This window comes from Blastococcus mobilis (genome assembly GCF_900188025.1).
GTDB classification, from domain to species: Bacteria; Actinomycetota; Actinomycetes; order Mycobacteriales; family Geodermatophilaceae; genus Blastococcus_B; species Blastococcus_B mobilis.
The window spans coordinates 42,974-58,192 of the sequence record NZ_FZNO01000002.1; the positions used below are offsets into that span (position 1 = coordinate 42,974).

Consider the following 15,219-nt stretch of genomic DNA (forward strand, 5'->3'; position numbering starts at 1 on the left):
TCACGTTTCTGCGCCGGATCGATCGGGAGCCCGAGCGGGCGCTCAGCCGACCTTGAGCAGGATTCCCAGGCCGACGATGCAGACACTCCAGATCAGTGCACAGAACACCGTGAGCCGGTTGAGGTTCTTCTCCACGACCGAGGACCCGCTCAGCGAGGAGGACACCGCGCCGCCGAACATCGAGGACAGACCGCCGCCCTTGCCCCGGTGCAGCAGGATCAGCACCACGAGGAGCGTGCTGGTGAGGACCAGCAGCACGTTGAGGACCAGCTCGACCATGACTTCTCCAGGCTAGGCGACCGGCAGGAGGGCACCGGGCTCTGGTCTACGAGCCTAACCGACGCTCAGCGCACGCCCGCGGTGGCGAGGTCGTAGCCGCTGTAGGGCTGCATCACCACACCGTTGCGCAACCGCTGGCCCGCGACCAGCTGCACCCGCACCTCGGCCAGCGGCACGTACACCGACGTCTCCGACACCGCCGTGGCGACCTCGCGCCACGCGTCCGGATCATCGGCGGCCTGGGCGGCGTCCACCAGTGCATTGACGGCCGGGTCGTCGAGCCGGGCGTAGTTGGTGTTGCCGACGTGCCGGAGGCTGCCGCCGTCGACGAGCGGCGTCAGGAACGAGGCCGGCGTCGGGAAGTCCGCCGTCCAGGTGGCGAGCACGATGCCGAAGCCGTTCGCCGCCACGTTGTCGGGGTTCCCGACATCGGTCGCGTAGAAGCTCGTGGCGCTCAGCGGCCGGACCTCTGCGTCGATGCCCACCTCGGCCAGTTGCCCGGCGATCAGCCCGGCGACCTCGACACTGGTCGGCGTGTCGGCAACCGCGAGGACGGTGCCGAAGCCGTCGGGGTGCCCGCAGGCCGCCAGCGAGGCCCGGGCGGCCGAGAGATCGGGACCCGGGTCGGAGTCCTCGGGACCGCCGCCGAGGCCACGCGGCCACAGCTGCGACCGGCGGACCGCGTTGGCCGCCCCACCCAGCTCCTCCTGCACCGCCGCGCGGTCGACCGCCGCTGCGACCGCGGCGCGGCAGTCGGCGTTGTTCATCGGCGCGACGTCGGTCGGCAGGGCGAGCAGCCGGAGGGCCCCGGTGGTCGTGTCGTCCACCCGGTCGCGGACCGGGTGGTCCTCGTCCGCGTCCAACCGGGCGGTGGTCGCCGGCTGCACGCCGGTGCCCGTGATGTCCGCGTCGGCGGACCCGGCCAGCAGCGCCTGATCCCGCTCCACGCCCGTCAGCCCCGTCCGGACGACGACCCGGTCGGGTAGCGCGGTGCGGACGGCGTCGGTGGCGGGGTCCCATTCCGGGTTCCGCTCGAGCAGGATGCCCGTCGCCGGGTCGACCGAGGCGATCGCGTACGGCCCCGAGGAGACGGGGTCCTGGCCGTACTCGGCGGCGGTGTCGGCCTCGATGGGCACGGGACTGCTGGACGGCAGTGCCATGACGTACGGGAAGTCCGGCTGGGGTGCGCGCAGCCGGAACGTGATCGTGCGGTCGTCGGGGATCTCGACGGCGGCGAGGTCCAGCTTGTCGGGCGACTCGTCCTGATAGGGGCCGGCGTAGGGGTTGCCGGGGTCGTCGAGCAGGTCCACGACATACGTGGGGCCGCCGACGATCACGTCGGAGGCGAAGGACCGCTCGATGCCGTACTTGAGGTCGCGACTGGTGATCGGGCGGCCGTTCTCGAAGCGGACGCCGTCCCGCAGGGTGAACGTCCAGCTCAGTCCGTCCTCCGACGGGGTGCCGAGGTCGGTGGCGAGGTCGGGCACCAGTTCGTCGGTGCGGCCTGGCTCGGAGGAGTAGGTGACCAGGGTGCGGGTGTAGAGCCGCATCAGGTTCCAGACACCCGGGAGGTAGGACCGCTGGGGGTCGAGGCTGTCGATCTCCGCCGACACCACCCGCAGCGTCCCGCCGGTCCGGTCGGAGGGGGCGCGCACGCCGGTCACTCCCGCGTCGGGGGTCCCCTCGACCACGGGGACGTCGGCGCGCCCCCCGGTCCCGCCACCGCAGCTGACGGCGATGACGACCACCAGCAGGACGACGGCCGCGGCGGCCAGAACCCGCCGCCGCGGCCGGTCGCGGATCCATGTGGGGAGCCGGTCCCGCAGCCGCTCCAGGGTGCTCTCCACTGCCTGCTGCCCGCTCCCACCCACATGCGGCCGGCGGCGGCAGCGGGGCTCAGCTGCCGTCGGCGGCGATCCGACAGATCTGCGCGAACTCGTCGGCGTCCAGGCTCGCGCCGCCGACGAGGGCACCGTCGATGTCCGGCCCGGCCAGGATCCCGGCCGTGCTCGCGGCCTTCACCGACCCGCCGTAGAGGATACGGACGGAGGCGGCCGTCTCCGGGCTGAACCGCTCGGCGAGCCGCGCCCGGAGTGCGCCGCAGACCTCCTGCGCATCCTCCGGAGTAGCCACCTCTCCGGTGCCGATCGCCCACACCGGCTCGTAGGCGATGACCAGCGAGGCCACCTGCTCCGCCGTGAGGCCCTCCAGGGAGGCGTCGAGCTGGGTCGTGCAGTACGCGACGTGCTCGCCGGCCTGCCGGATCTCCAGCCCCTCCCCCACGCAGACGATGGGGACGACGCCGTGCCGCAGTGCGGCCCGCGCCTTGGCCGCCACCACGGCGTCGTCCTCGGCGTGCATCGCCCGCCGCTCCGAGTGACCGACGGTGACGTACTGGCAGGCCAGCGCGGCGAGCATCCCGCCGCTGACCTCACCGGTGTACGCCCCGGAGTCGTGCGCCGACAGGTCCTGCGCGCCGAAGCCGACGGCGAGCTTGTCGCCGGTCACCAGGGTCTGCACGCTGCGCAGCGCGGTGAACGGCGGGAGGACGACGACGTCGACGGTGTCGAGCACCAGCTCGGGCACCGTGAACGCCAGCTTCTGCACCAGGCCGATGGCCTCCAGGTGCGTCATGTGCATCTTCCAGTTGCCGGCGATCAGCGTGCGCCGGCCCTCCCCCTGGAAGGCGCCACGCCTGGGTTCGGTGCGTTCCTTGCGCGCCATCACTGCCCCGATCCGTCGGCGAGCACCACGAGCCCGGGCAGCTCCCGGCCCTCGAGGTACTCCAGCGACGCGCCGCCGCCGGTGCTGATGTGGCCGTAGGCCTGCTCGTCGAGCCCGAGCTGCCGGACGGCGGCGGCGGAGTCGCCGCCCCCCACCACCGACAGTCCGTCCACGGCGGCGACGGCCGCGGCGACGCCGCGGGTGCCCGCCTGGAAGGGGGCCAGCTCGAACACGCCCATCGGGCCGTTCCAGAAGACGGTGCGCGCGGCGCCCAGCGCCTGGCCGAACACCTCGACGGTGCGCGGGCCGACATCGAGGCCCATGAGCCCGTCAGGGATCTCCGACACCGGGACGACGCTGGTTTCTGCCTCGGCGCTGAAGGCCGTGGCGCAGACGACGTCGAGCGGAAGCACGATGCGCTCCCCGGCCTCGGCCAGCAGCCGACGGCAGGTGTCGACCTGATCGGCCTCCAGCAGCGAGTTCGCGACGCCGTGCCCCTGCGCTGCCAGGAAGGTGAAGCACATGCCGCCACCGACCAGGAGCCGGTCGACCTTGGGCAACAGGGCCTCGATGACCGCGAGCTTGTCGCTGACCTTGGAGCCGCCCAGCACGACCAGGTAGGGCCGGTCGGGTTCGGCGGTCAGCCGGGTCAGCACCTCCAGCTCGCGGGCGACCAGCCGCCCTGCGACGTGCGGGAGCCGCTCGGCGACGTCGAACACCGACGCGTGCTTGCGGTGCACCGCACCGAAGGCGTCGTCGACGTAGACGTCGGCCAGGTCGGCCAGCCGGTCGGCCAGCTCACCGCGCTCGGCGTCGTCCTTCGAGGTCTCGGCGGCCTCGAAGCGGACGTTCTCCAGCAGGAGGACGTCGCCGTCGCCCAGCGCGGCCGCCTTGGCGTTCGCGTCCGCACCGGCCACGTCGGTGGCCAGCGGCACCGTCGTCCCCAGCAGCTCGCCCAGACGTGCCGCGACCGGCGCGAGGGAGAACTGCGGGTCCGGCGCCCCCTTGGGCCGACCGAGGTGGGCGGCCACGATCACCTTGGCACCGGCCTCGCGCAACGCCTGCAGCGTGGGCAGGCTCGCCCGGATGCGGCCGTCGTCGGTGATGGCCCCCGTGTTCTTGTCCAGCGGGACGTTCAGGTCGGCGCGCAGCAGGACGCGCCGACCGGAGACGCCGTCGGCGATGAGGTCGTCCAGGCTCCGCATCAGAGCTTGGAACCCACCAGCACGACGGAGTCGACGAGGCGGTTGGAGTATCCCCACTCGTTGTCGTACCAGCCGACGACCTTCACCTGGTCGCCGAACACCTTGGTCAGCTTCGCGTCGTAGATGCACGACGCCGGGTCGGTGACGATGTCGGAGGAGACGATCGGGGCGTCGGTGTAGACGAGGTACGGGGCCAGCGGACCCGCGGCGGCCTCGCGGTAGGCGGCGTCGACCTCCTCGGCCGTGACCTCGCGGGACAGCGTGACGGTGAGGTCGGTGGCCGAGCCCGTCGGCACCGGGACGCGCAGCGCGTAGCCGTCGAGCTTGCCCTGGAGCTCGGGCAGCACCAGGCCGATGGCCTTCGCGGCGCCGGTCGAGGTGGGCACGATGTTCAGCGCGGCGGCGCGGGCCCGGCGGAGGTCCTTGTGCGGGCCGTCCTGCAGGTTCTGGTCGGCGGTGTAGGCGTGGATGGTGGTCATCAGGCCACGCTCGATGCCGAAGGCGTCGTTGAGCACCTTGGCCAGCGGCGCGAGGCAGTTCGTGGTGCAGGACGCGTTGCTGATGATCGTCTGCGAGCCGTCGTACCGCTCGTGGTTGACGCCCATGACGATCGTCAGGTCGTCGCCGGTGGCCGGCGCGGAGATGATGACCTTCTTGGCGCCACCCGCGTCGACGTGCTTGCGCGCGTCGTCGGCCTTGGTGAAGAAGCCGGTGGACTCGATGACGACGTCGACGCCCAGGTCCCCCCAGGGCAGGTTGGCCGGGTCGCGCTCGGAGAGGACCTTCATGGTCTTCCCGCCGATCTTGATGCCCTCGCCGTCGGCCGCGACGTCCTCGGCGAGCTTGCCCAGGATGCTGTCGTACTTCAGCAGGTGGGCCAGGACCTCCGGGCTGGTCAGGTCGTTGACCGCCACGATCTCGATGTCCTGGCCGCTGGCCGCAGCGGCCCGCCAGAAGTTGCGGCCGATGCGGCCGAATCCGTTGATGCCCACCCGGATCGTCACTGAAGACCTCCCATTGAACGATGAAGCTGTGGCGTCGGAGGCCGCACGTCGGCGCGCGGCCTTGCTCGTCGAAACCCTATCGGTCCGGGCGGGGACCGGCCTGCGTCGCCCGGACGGGCGAGGAGGCCGGCCCTCACGGCGAGCCGGGTGACGTCCTGGAACGGCCACTCTTCAGGGGCCCGCGCCGAGCGTGGCGAGGTGCTGGAACGGCCCCCCTGCAGGGGCCCCGCCGCGAGCGTGGGAGCGGTGGGAGGCAGAGGGGTCCTTCTACTGCGCCAGCATGTCGTCGGTGACGACGGATTCTGTGTCCGGGATGCCGAGGTCCTTGGCCCGCTTGTCGGCCATGGCCAGCAGGCGGCGGATCCGCCCGGCGACCGCGTCCTTCGTCATCGGCGGATCGGCACGCTGACCCAGCTCCTCCAGCGACGCCTGGCCGTACTCCAGCCGCAGCCGGCCGGCGACGAGGAGGTGCTCGGGTGCGTCGTTGGCCAGGATCTCCAGCGCCCGCTCCACGCGTGCGCTGGCGGCCACGGCCGCCCGGGCCGAACGACGCAGGTTCGCGTCGTCGAAGTTGGCGAGCCGGTTCGCCGTCGCCCGGACCTCGCGGCGCATCCGCCGCTCCTCCCAGGCGAGCACGGCGTCATGGGCTCCCATGCGGGTCAGCAGGGCGCTGATCGCGTCGCCGTCGCGGATGACGACCCGGTCGGCGCCGCGGACCTCGCGGGCCTTCGCCGGGATACCGAGGCGCCGCGCGGCGCCGACGAGCGCCATCGCCGCCTCGGGCCCGGGGCAGGTCACCTCCAGGGAGGACGACCGGCCCGGCTCGGTGAGCGAGCCGTGGGCCAGGAACGCGCCGCGCCAGGCCGCCTCGGCGTCGTTGATGCCGCCGGAGACGACCGACGGCGGCAGGCCGCGGACGGGCCGGCCGCGCTGGTCGACGAGCCCGGTCTGACGGGCGAGGCCCTCGCCGTGCTTGGCGATCCGCACGAGGTACCGCACGCCCCGGCGGATGTTGCCGCCGGCGAGCACGCTGACCCCGCTGGTGTAGCCGTACACCTCGCTGATGTCGCGACGCAGTCGTCTGGCTACCGAGCCCGTGTCGAGCTCGGCCTCGATGACCACCCGGCCGCCCACGATGTGCAGGCCACCCGAGAAGCGCAGCAGCGCGGTGACCTCCGCCTTGCGCTCGGAGGTCTTCGTGCACTCGACCCGTGAGAGTTCGTCCTTGACCATTGCGGTCATCGCCATGTGCGGCGTCCCCTTCCCCCTTGTACCGACCGCTCAGGATCGAAAGCTGTCGCAGTCAATTCCGATACCCGATCGGACACTCGTACTCCCTCACCGCGCGCCGACCACGGAGGCCAGCGCGGCCGACAGGCGCACGGGATCGTGCCGTGGCGCACCGTCGAGCTCGGCGACCGGAGCCAGGACGAGCTCGGCGCCGCACTCCCGCACCGCAGACAGAAGACCACGACGGTCAACGACCCAGTCAGCATCCGCAATCACCGTGTGCAACGCCACCCCGTCCAGATGTGACTGCAGCACGCTCAGATGCTCCTCCGGGGAGAACCCTTCGGTCTCCCCGGGCTGCGGCACCAAGTTGAGCACAACCACCACCCGGGCGTGCGCGGAGGCCAGCGCGCTGCGCAGTCTGGGCACGAGGAGGTGCGGAAGCACCGAGGTGTACCAGGACCCCGGCCCGAGGGAGACGACGTCCGCCGCGGCGATCGCCTCGAGGACAGCCGGGTGCACGGGCGGGTCGGGCGGCGAGAGCAGGATCTCCCGCACGCGGCCCGGGGTCGCGGCGATGGCGCCCTGCCCCCGGATCGTGCGGGTGCGCTCCGGGTCGTCGGGGTCGGTGGTGTCCACCTTGGCCACCAGGTCGAGCGGGACGTCGGCCATCGGCAGCACCCTGCCGCAGCAGCCGAGAAGCTTCCCCAGGGCGTCGAGCGCCCGCGTGGTGTCGCCCGCGTGCATCTCGGTGAGGCCGGTGAGCATGAGGTTGCCCACCGGGTGACCGGCGAGCACTCCGGTGCCCCCCAGCCGGTGCTGCAGCAGCGCGGCCAGCTCGCGCCCCCGCGCACCGCCGTCGGCGAGGGCCGCCAGGGCCATCCGGAGGTCACCAGGAGGCAGGACCGGCATCTCGCGGCGGATCCGGCCCGATGACCCCCCGTCGTCGGCGACGGTGACCACTGCGGTGAGCTCCGTGGTGATCCGGCGCCAGGCCTCGAGTGCGGCCGCCAGTCCGTGACCGCCGCCGAAGGCCACGACCCGCGGGTTTCTCCCGTCCACTACTCGCGGCCCAGGTCGCGGTGTCGGGCGGCGGCGGTCAGCCCCTCCGCGGTGAGACGGCGCGCGAACTCCTCGGCGATGGCGACGCTGCGGTGCTTGCCGCCGGTGCAGCCGACCGCGAGCGTCAGGTAGCGCTTTCCCTCGCGCCGGTAGCCGGGGATCAGCAGCCGGAGCACGTCGGAGTAGCGGTCGAGGAACTCGCCGGCGTCGGCCTGGCCGAGCACGTAAGCGCTCACGTCCGGGTCCTTGCCGGTCTTGGGCCGCAGTTCCGGGATCCAGTGGGGGTTGGGCAGGAACCGCGCGTCGATCACCAGGTCCGCGTCGAGCGGGAGCCCGTACTTGAACCCGAAGCTCATGACGGTCGCCGTGAGCGGTGGCGTGCGGCCCTCGCGGGCGAAGGCGTTCTCGAGCGTCGCGCGCAACTGGTGGACGTTGAGATCGCTGGTGTCGACCCAGAGGTCGGCCTCGCCCGCGATCCCGGTGAGCAGGCCCCGCTCGGCGGAGATCCCGTCGATGAGCGTGCCGGTGCCCTGCAACGGGTGCTCACGGCGCACGGACTCGTACCGCCGCACGAGGACCTCGTCGCGCGCGTGCACGTAGATCACCCGGGGCCGGTTGCCCGCCTCGGCCAGGACACGGATCGCCTCCTGCAGGTCACTGGAGAAGGCGCGGCTGCGGACGTCGACGACGGCGGCGAAGCGGCGGATGTCGCCACGCGCGCCCAGCTCGACCATGGGTTGCAGCAGCGCCGGGGGCAGGTTGTCGACGACGAACCAGCCGAGGTCCTCCAGGACGCGGCCGGCACTGAGCTTCCCGGCGCCGGAGAGCCCGGTGACGACGACGATCTCCAGTGGCTGCACCTCGGTCGTGGTGGGGTCCAGCCCGGGCGCCACGTCGCTGTGCGGACCGGCGGGGCCACCCGGAGATCGTGGTGCCGCCTGGTCGGGGGCGTCGTCGAGCCCGCTCGGGGCGCCCACGGTCACGACGCCACCCGACCAACCTCGGCGGTCGCGCCCGCTCCGGCTCGGGGAGTGCCGCGCTCGGCGGGTCCCTGGGGTGCCGTCGTGGACTCCACGGCAGCCCCGTCGGCGGCGGGCGGCGACGTCGACGCGTCGTCGGCCGCCGGCTGGGCGACGGCCGCCAGGACGGCCTCGGCGGTACGCCGGCCGATGCCGGGCACCGCCGTCAGCTCCTCGACGGTGGCGGCCCGCAGCCGCTTGAGCGATCCGAACTGTTTCATCAGCGCCTTCCGCCGCGACTCCCCGAGACCCGGGACATCGTCCAACATCGACACCAGCATGCCGGTGGACCGCTTCTGCCGGTGGTACGTGATGGCAAACCGGTGGGCCTCGTCACGCACCCGCTGCAGGAGATAGAGGGCCTCGGAGGTGCGGGGCAGGATCACCGGGTCGCTGTCTCCCGGCAGCCACACCTCCTCCATGCGCTTGGCCAGCCCGCAGACGGCGACGTCCACGATGCCCAGCTCGTCGAGGGATCGCGCCGCCGCCGCGACCTGCGGCGCACCGCCGTCCACGACCAGGAGGTTCGGCGGGTAGGCGAACCGGCGTGGCCGGCCCTCCTCCGCCGCCACGCCCTGCTCGTCCCGGCGGTCCGCCTCCTCCTTGAGGTGACGGGCAAACCGCCGGCGGACGACCTCGGCCATGGCGGCGGTGTCGTCGGTTCCGTTGGCGACGGAGAACCGGCGGTAGTCGGACTTCTTGGCCAGGCCGTCCTCGAACACCACCATGCTGGCCACCACGTTGGTGCCCTGGACGTGCGAGATGTCGATGCACTCGATCCGCAGGGGTGCGTCGGGGAGCTCGAGCGCCTCCTGCAGCTCCGCGAGCGCGAGGGAGCGGGCCGTGAGGTCGCTGGCGCGCTTGACCCGGTGACGGGCGAACGCCTCCTTGGCGTTGCGCTCCACCGTCTCCAGCAGGCTGCGCTTGTCGCCCCGCTGGGGCACCCGCAGCGAGACCTTGCCGCCGCGCAGCTCCTCGAGCAGCTCGGTGTAGACGTCGGCGTCGTTCGGGAGTTCCGGGACCAGCACCTCGCGGGGCACGGCCTCCCCCGCCTCGCCGAGGCCGGTCTGCTCGTCGACGCCGCCGTAGACCTGGAGCAGGAACTGCTCGACCAGCTCGCCGGTGGTAACCGCCTCGACCTTGTCGACGATCCAGCCGCGCTGACCGCGCACCCGCCCGCCGCGGACGTGGAAGACCTGGACCGCGGCCTCGAGCTCGTCCTGGGCGAAGGCGACGACGTCGGCGTCGGTGCCGTCGCCGAGGACGACGGCCTGCTTCTCCATCGCCCGCTTGAGGGCACCGAGGTCGTCGCGGAGCCGGGCGGCCTTCTCGTACTCCATCGCCTCGGCGGCCGCAGCCATCTCCCGCTCGAGGCGTTTGATCATCGACTCCGTCTTGCCGGCCATAAAGTCGCAGAAGTCGTCGACGATCTGCCGGTGCTCCGCGGCGCTGACCCGGTCGACGCAGGGCGCCGCACACTTGCCGATGTACCCGAGCAGGCAGGGGCGGCCGATCTGGCCGGCCCGCTTGAACACCCCGTTGGAGCAGGTCCGGGCGGGGAAGACGCGGGTCAGGGTGTCGAGCGTCTCGCGGATGGCCCAGGCGTGGGCGTAGGGGCCGAAGTACCGGACTCCTTTGCGCTTGGGCCCCCGCATCACCTGCAGCCGGGGATACTCCTCGTTCAGCGTCACCGCGAGGCTGGGATAGCTCTTGTCGTCCCGGTACCGGACGTTGAACCGCGGGTCGAACTCCTTGATCCAGTTGTACTCGAGCTGGAGGGCCTCGACCTCGGTGCCGACGACGGTCCAGTCCACGCTCGACGCCGTCGTGACCATCTGCCGGGTGCGCGGGTGGAGGCCGGCGACGTCGGCGAAGTAGCTGTTCAGCCGCTGCCTGAGGCTCTTGGCCTTGCCGACGTAGATGACGCGGCCTGTGGGGTCGCGGAACCGGTAGACGCCGGGCGACTCGGGGATGCTGCCGACCGCTGGGCGGTACGTGGACGGGTCGGCCATGGCTCCCAGATTATGTCGGCCCTCCGACATGGCGGCCGGGGGTCGGGCGCCCGTGCCGGCTGGGGGACCGTTCGAAGGCCCGGGACCATCGGACCTGCCGGTGCACGGCTCCCTCCGGTTCTATCGACATCCCAGGGCCTCGGGACCAGACCCGTCCCACCTGGTTCAGCCCTCGCCGGAGGTGGCGCGATGAGCTCGACTCGCGACTCGACCGGATCGGCGCAGAACCCGATCACCCGGGAGCCCGACGCCCGGGGACCGATCCCGGAGGCACGGACGCCGACGGCTGCGGGGCCCACGGTCGGCAGCGACCCGCTGGCCGAGCTGGCGGCCTTTCCGTTGGTGGAGGCCCTGTTCGGGCGCCGATCGCGGCGGTTCGCCCTGGGCGACGAGATCCCGGACGGGCCGCTGGCCTACCGATCCCGGCACGAGCCGGTGCCGCTGAACGAGCTGGAGCGCCTGCTGGTGCTGAGCGCCATGGGCGGGACCACCGGGTGGCACTACTCCATCACCCGCAATGCCCGCTACGCGCCCCATGCCGCCAACTACGCCGGCGGGGCCGCGGGCCGGACCTTCCCCTCGGCCGCCGGCTTCCACACCGCCGAACTCTTCTTCACCGACGACTCCGGCGTGTACTTCTTCCCGACGCGTGACGCCGGTGCTCTGGTGGACCCGGCCGTCGAGGACGTCACAGCAGAGCTCATGGTGGAGCGGCACGCGTCCCGGCTGCGCCGGCTGTCCGGCACACGGCTCCACCTGCCGGCGGAGGAGCCGTACCTGGAGGGGCACAACACCTGGTGCGTCAACGTGCCCGGTTCGCTGCTGGTCATCCCGGTGGCCGACATCGCCCAGCACATGCTCGCCATCCTGTGCTTCTTCGCCCAGAACGGGTACGCGATCTTCGACGACGTCAACGGCCGTGAGATTCCCGGCCTGGACGAGTTCCGGGACCTCGTGGACGTCGATGCGCCGTTCCCGCTCACGTTCAGCGAGCAGTACGCGCTGACGGAGGCCACCGCTGAGCTGGCCACCAGCTGCTACGCGGGCGTGCTCATGCTGCAGGGCCTGGGTCTGGGCGGGTGGATGTTCGACGGGATCGACCGCTTCTCGATGCTGGGCGCGTCCGGGAACCCCGACGTCCCCGGACTGGGCTTCCGGTACGACACCGATGATCGCTGGGCCGTGCCGAACCCGACGGGCCTGCCCGGTGTCTTCGAGGCGTTCTGCCCACCGCACCACGCCGACATGACCGCTGCCGTGGAAGCGTTCGCGGAGCGCAAGTTCGGCGAGGGAGGCCCGTTCAACCCCCGCACTCCCGGCCCGTGGACGGACAGCCCGGGTTTCCGGGGCAGCGCCCAGGTCCATGACGAGCGGTTCAAGGCGTGCGTGGCGCTGCAGGCCCAATACGTGCTGGACACGTTCGGCAAGTTCCCGGGCACCGTGCCGACGCTGTTCATCCTCAACTACGTGCAGGCCCACCACCTGGACCTGGAGTTCTACGACCGCTTCTTCGCTCCGGGCGCCTACCTGCGCACGCATGCCGAGCACATGGAGCGGTGGCACTCCTGAGAGGAAGCTGCACCGACGGTCGTGCTCGCCGGCGGGCGAGACCCCACGGCCCGCCCCGAGCGGCCGCGCCGTCGCCGACACCATCCGCGGTCCGCACCGCGACCCCAGGAGCCCCCGGACCACGAGCGGATGGTCGCCCCAGCCGACAGTCCGACGTCCTGACGGCCGGGGCGTTCCCTCAGCTGGCCTTCTTGCGCGCCCGCTTCTTCGGGGCGGTGGCCGCGGCGATCGCTTCGGGGTCGAGGATCTTCGCCAGATACCTGCCCGTGTGGCTCTCCGGCACCGTCGCGACGAGCTCCGGCGTCCCTTCGGCCACGACGGTGCCGCCGCGGAAACCACCCTCGGGGCCCATGTCGATCAGCCAGTCGGCGCTCTTGATCACGTCGAGGTTGTGCTCGATGACGATGACCGAGTTGCCCTTGTCGACCAGCCCCTGCAGCACGAGGAGCAGCTTGCGGATGTCCTCGAAGTGCAGGCCCGTGGTCGGCTCGTCGAGCACGTAGATGCTGCGGCCGTTGGACCGCTTCTGCAGCTCGCTGGCCAGCTTCACGCGCTGCGCCTCACCCCCGGACAGCGTGGTCGCGGGCTGCCCCAGCCGGACGTACCCGAGGCCGACCTCGGTGAGCGTGCGCAGGTAGCGGGCGATCGCCGGAATGGCGGCGAAGAACTCGGCCGCCTCCTCGATCGGCATGTCGAGGACCTCGGCGACCGTCTTGCCCTTGTAGTGCACCTCGAGGGTTTCCCGGTTGAACCGGGCGCCCTTGCACACCTCGCAGGGCACGTACACGTCCGGCAGGAAGTTCATCTCGATCTTCAGCGTGCCGTCGCCGGAGCACGCCTCGCAGCGCCCGCCCTTGACGTTGAACGAGAACCGGCCCGGCAGGTAGCCGCGCATCTTCGCCTCGGACGTGCTGGCGAAGAGCTTGCGGACGTGGTCCCACACCCCGGTGTAGGTGGCCGGGTTCGACCGGGGGGTCCGGCCGATGGGCGACTGGTCGACGTGGACGACCTTGTCGAGCTGCTCGAGACCGGTGATCGTGCGGTGCCGGCCGGCGACGAGCCGGGCGCGGTTCAGCTGGTTGGCCAGCGTCGTGTAGAGGATGTCGTTGACCAGGGTCGACTTCCCGGAGCCGGAGACGCCCGTGACCGCGACCAGACAGCCGAGCGGGAACGCGACGTCGATGCCGCGCAGGTTGTTCTCGCGGGCCCCCTTGACCACCAGCTCGCGGCCCGGCGTGGGCTCGCGCCGCTTCTCGGGGATGGCGATCTGCTTGCGGCCGGAGAGGTACTGGCCGGTCATCGACCGCTCGCTGGCCAGCAGGTCCTCGACCGTTCCGCTGACCACGACCTCACCGCCGTGCTCGCCGGCGCCGGGGCCGATGTCGACCACCCAGTCGGCCACCTTGATGGTGTCCTCGTCGTGCTCGACGACGATGAGCGTGTTGCCCATGTCGCGCAGCCGCACGAGCGTCTCGATCAACCGGGTGTTGTCCCGCTGGTGCAGCCCGATCGACGGCTCGTCGAGGACGTACAGGACGCCGACCAGGCCCGAGCCGATCTGCGTGGCCAGCCGGATCCGCTGCGCCTCCCCGCCGGCGAGGGTCGCGGCGGGGCGGTCGAGGGAGAGGTAGTCCAGGCCGACGTCGACCAGGAACGAGAGCCGGGCCTGGATCTCGCGGAGGACGCGGTCGGCGATCGCCCGCTCCCGCTCACCGAGCTCCAGCACGTTGAGCCATTCCCAGGCGTCGCCGATGGAGAGGTTGGTGACCTCGGCGATGGACCGCCCGTTGAGCTTGACGGCCAGGATCTCCGGCTTCAGGCGGGTGCCGTGGCAGACGGGACAGGGCACATCGCGCATGTAGCCCTCGTACTTGTCCCGCATGTAGTCGCTGTCGGTGTCGTCGTGCCGTCGCTCGAGGAACGGCAGCACGCCTTCGAAGGCGGCGTAGTAGCTGCGCTCACGGCCGTACCGGTTCTTGTAACGGACGTGCACCTGGTCGGGCGAACCGTGCAGGACCGCCTTCTGCACCTTCGCGGGGAGGTCCTCCCACGGGGTGTCCATGGAGAAGCCGAGCATCTGCGACAGCCCGGTGAGCAGTCGCGTGAAGTATTCGTTGCTCATCGAGCTCGACCACGGGGCGACCGCACCCTGGGCGAGGCTCTTCCCCGGGTCGGGCACGACCAGCTCGGGGTCGACCTCCTTGCGAGTGCCGATGCCGGTGCACTCCGGGCAGGCGCCGAAGGGCGAGTTGAACGAGAACGAGCGCGGCTCCAGCGCCTCGAACGACAGTCCGTCGTCGACGCAGGCGAGGTGCTCCGAGAACGTGCGCTCGCGCTGGGGGTCGTCCTCGGCGAGGTCCACGAAGTCGAGGACGACGAGACCGCCGGCCAGCCCGAGCGCGGTCTCGACCGAGTCGGTCAGCCGCCGCTTGGCGCTCTCCTTGACCGTGAGGCGGTCGACGATCACCTCGATCGTGTGCTTCTCCTGCTTCTTGAGCGTCGGCGGCTCGGTCAGCGGGTGGATCACACCGTCGACACGGACGCGGGAGAAGCCCTGGGTCTGCAGCGAGCTGAACAGGTCGACGTACTCGCCCTTGCGGGCGCGGACGACGGGCGCGAGCACCTGGAAGCGGGTGCCCTCCTCCATGCCGAGCACCTGGTCCACGATCTGCTGCGGGGTCTGCCGGGAGATCGGCTTGCCGCAGTTGGGGCAGTGCGGCTGGCCGGCGCGGGCGTAGAGCAGCCGGAGGTAGTCGTAGACCTCGGTGATCGTGCCCACGGTCGACCGCGGGTTGCGGTTGGTCGACTTCTGGTCGATGGAGACCGCCGGGGACAGCCCCTCGATGAAGTCGACGTCGGGCTTGTCCATCTGCCCGAGGAACTGGCGGGCGTAGGCCGACAGCGACTCGACGTAGCGGCGCTGGCCCTCGGCGAAGATCGTGTCGAAGGCGAGGCTGGACTTCCCCGAGCCGGAGAGCCCCGTGAAGACGATCAGTGCGTCGCGGGGCAGGTCGAGGTGGACGTCCTTGAGGTTGTGCTCTCGGGCGCCGCGGACGACGAGCCGGTCCATGTGATCCCTGTCGGTCGCTGTGGCTGGAATGCGGTCAGGCCGGTC

Annotated in this window: 11 protein-coding genes; 1 reads left to right on the forward strand and 10 read right to left on the reverse strand. The window is 71.7% G+C overall.

What is annotated here, in order from left to right; translation table 11 throughout:
• Positions 1–42: 42 nt before the first annotated feature.
• The 9 genes from secG to uvrC all read right to left on the reverse strand — a co-directional run bounded on the left by secG (position 43) and on the right by uvrC (position 10,535).
• Positions 43–279, reverse strand: a complete 237-nt coding sequence (gene secG / locus CHB94_RS02005; protein WP_089334930.1) for a preprotein translocase subunit SecG — start codon at positions 277–279, stop codon at positions 43–45.
• Between the two features lie 65 nt (positions 280–344).
• On the reverse strand, positions 345–2,126 hold the full coding sequence (locus CHB94_RS02010) for an ABC transporter substrate-binding protein (RefSeq protein ID WP_089334931.1): 1,782 nt from the start codon (positions 2,124–2,126) through the stop codon (positions 345–347).
• A gap of 49 nt (positions 2,127–2,175) precedes the next feature.
• Complete coding sequence (tpiA, locus tag CHB94_RS02015) at positions 2,176–3,003, reverse strand: triose-phosphate isomerase (RefSeq protein WP_089335133.1); 828 nt, start codon at positions 3,001–3,003, stop codon at positions 2,176–2,178.
• Positions 3,003–4,208 carry a phosphoglycerate kinase gene (locus CHB94_RS02020; protein WP_089334932.1) on the reverse strand — a complete coding sequence of 402 codons (1,206 nt, stop codon included), beginning with the start codon at positions 4,206–4,208 and terminating at the stop codon, positions 3,003–3,005. The genes tpiA and CHB94_RS02020 overlap by 1 nt, the downstream gene beginning before the upstream one ends.
• Positions 4,208–5,212 (reverse strand): type I glyceraldehyde-3-phosphate dehydrogenase, encoded by a 1,005-nt coding sequence (gene gap, locus CHB94_RS02025; protein ID WP_089334933.1) that lies wholly within the window; start codon positions 5,210–5,212, stop codon positions 4,208–4,210. Before gap ends, CHB94_RS02020 begins: the two co-directional genes overlap by 1 nt.
• A 267-nt stretch (positions 5,213–5,479) precedes the next feature.
• Entirely contained in the window at positions 5,480–6,460 is a 981-nt protein-coding gene (gene whiA / locus CHB94_RS02030; RefSeq protein WP_089334934.1) for a DNA-binding protein WhiA, read from the reverse strand.
• A gap of 90 nt (positions 6,461–6,550) precedes the next feature.
• Positions 6,551–7,480, reverse strand: coding sequence for a gluconeogenesis factor YvcK family protein (locus CHB94_RS02035; protein ID WP_254920339.1), 930 nt, complete (start codon positions 7,478–7,480; stop codon positions 6,551–6,553).
• Positions 7,481–7,503: 23 nt separating this feature from the next.
• Positions 7,504–8,487 carry an RNase adapter RapZ gene (gene rapZ / locus CHB94_RS02040; protein WP_089334936.1) on the reverse strand — a complete coding sequence of 328 codons (984 nt, stop codon included), beginning with the start codon at positions 8,485–8,487 and terminating at the stop codon, positions 7,504–7,506.
• Positions 8,484–10,535, reverse strand: coding sequence for an excinuclease ABC subunit UvrC (uvrC, locus tag CHB94_RS02045; RefSeq protein WP_089334937.1), 2,052 nt, complete (start codon positions 10,533–10,535; stop codon positions 8,484–8,486). The genes rapZ and uvrC overlap by 4 nt, the downstream gene beginning before the upstream one ends.
• A gap of 189 nt (positions 10,536–10,724) precedes the next feature.
• Between uvrC and CHB94_RS02050 the strand changes: the two genes are divergently transcribed.
• Positions 10,725–12,104, forward strand: coding sequence for a hypothetical protein (locus tag CHB94_RS02050; RefSeq protein WP_217899131.1), 1,380 nt, complete (start codon positions 10,725–10,727; stop codon positions 12,102–12,104).
• A 178-nt stretch (positions 12,105–12,282) separates the two neighbouring features.
• On the opposite strand, the gene uvrA is transcribed toward CHB94_RS02050, so the two are convergent.
• Positions 12,283–15,174 carry an excinuclease ABC subunit UvrA gene (uvrA, locus tag CHB94_RS02055; RefSeq protein WP_089334938.1) on the reverse strand — a complete coding sequence of 964 codons (2,892 nt, stop codon included), beginning with the start codon at positions 15,172–15,174 and terminating at the stop codon, positions 12,283–12,285.
• Positions 15,175–15,219: the final 45 nt, after the last annotated feature.

Bases quoted from the DNA above. Each gene is read 5' to 3' on its own strand.
- secG (WP_089334930.1), bottom strand. From the start codon at position 279: ATGGTCGAGCTGGTCCTCAACGTGCTGCTGGTCCTCACCAGCACGCTC.
- uvrA (WP_089334938.1), bottom strand. From the start codon at position 15,174: ATGGACCGGCTCGTCGTCCGCGGCGCCCGAGAGCACAACCTCAAGGAC.
- CHB94_RS02050 (WP_217899131.1), top strand. From the start codon at position 10,725: ATGAGCTCGACTCGCGACTCGACCGGATCGGCGCAGAACCCGATCACC.
- CHB94_RS02020 (WP_089334932.1), bottom strand. From the start codon at position 4,208: ATGCGGAGCCTGGACGACCTCATCGCCGACGGCGTCTCCGGTCGGCGC.
- uvrC (WP_089334937.1), bottom strand. From the start codon at position 10,535: ATGGCCGACCCGTCCACGTACCGCCCAGCGGTCGGCAGCATCCCCGAG.
- whiA (WP_089334934.1), bottom strand. From the start codon at position 6,460: ATGGCGATGACCGCAATGGTCAAGGACGAACTCTCACGGGTCGAGTGC.
- tpiA (WP_089335133.1), bottom strand. From the start codon at position 3,003: ATGGCGCGCAAGGAACGCACCGAACCCAGGCGTGGCGCCTTCCAGGGG.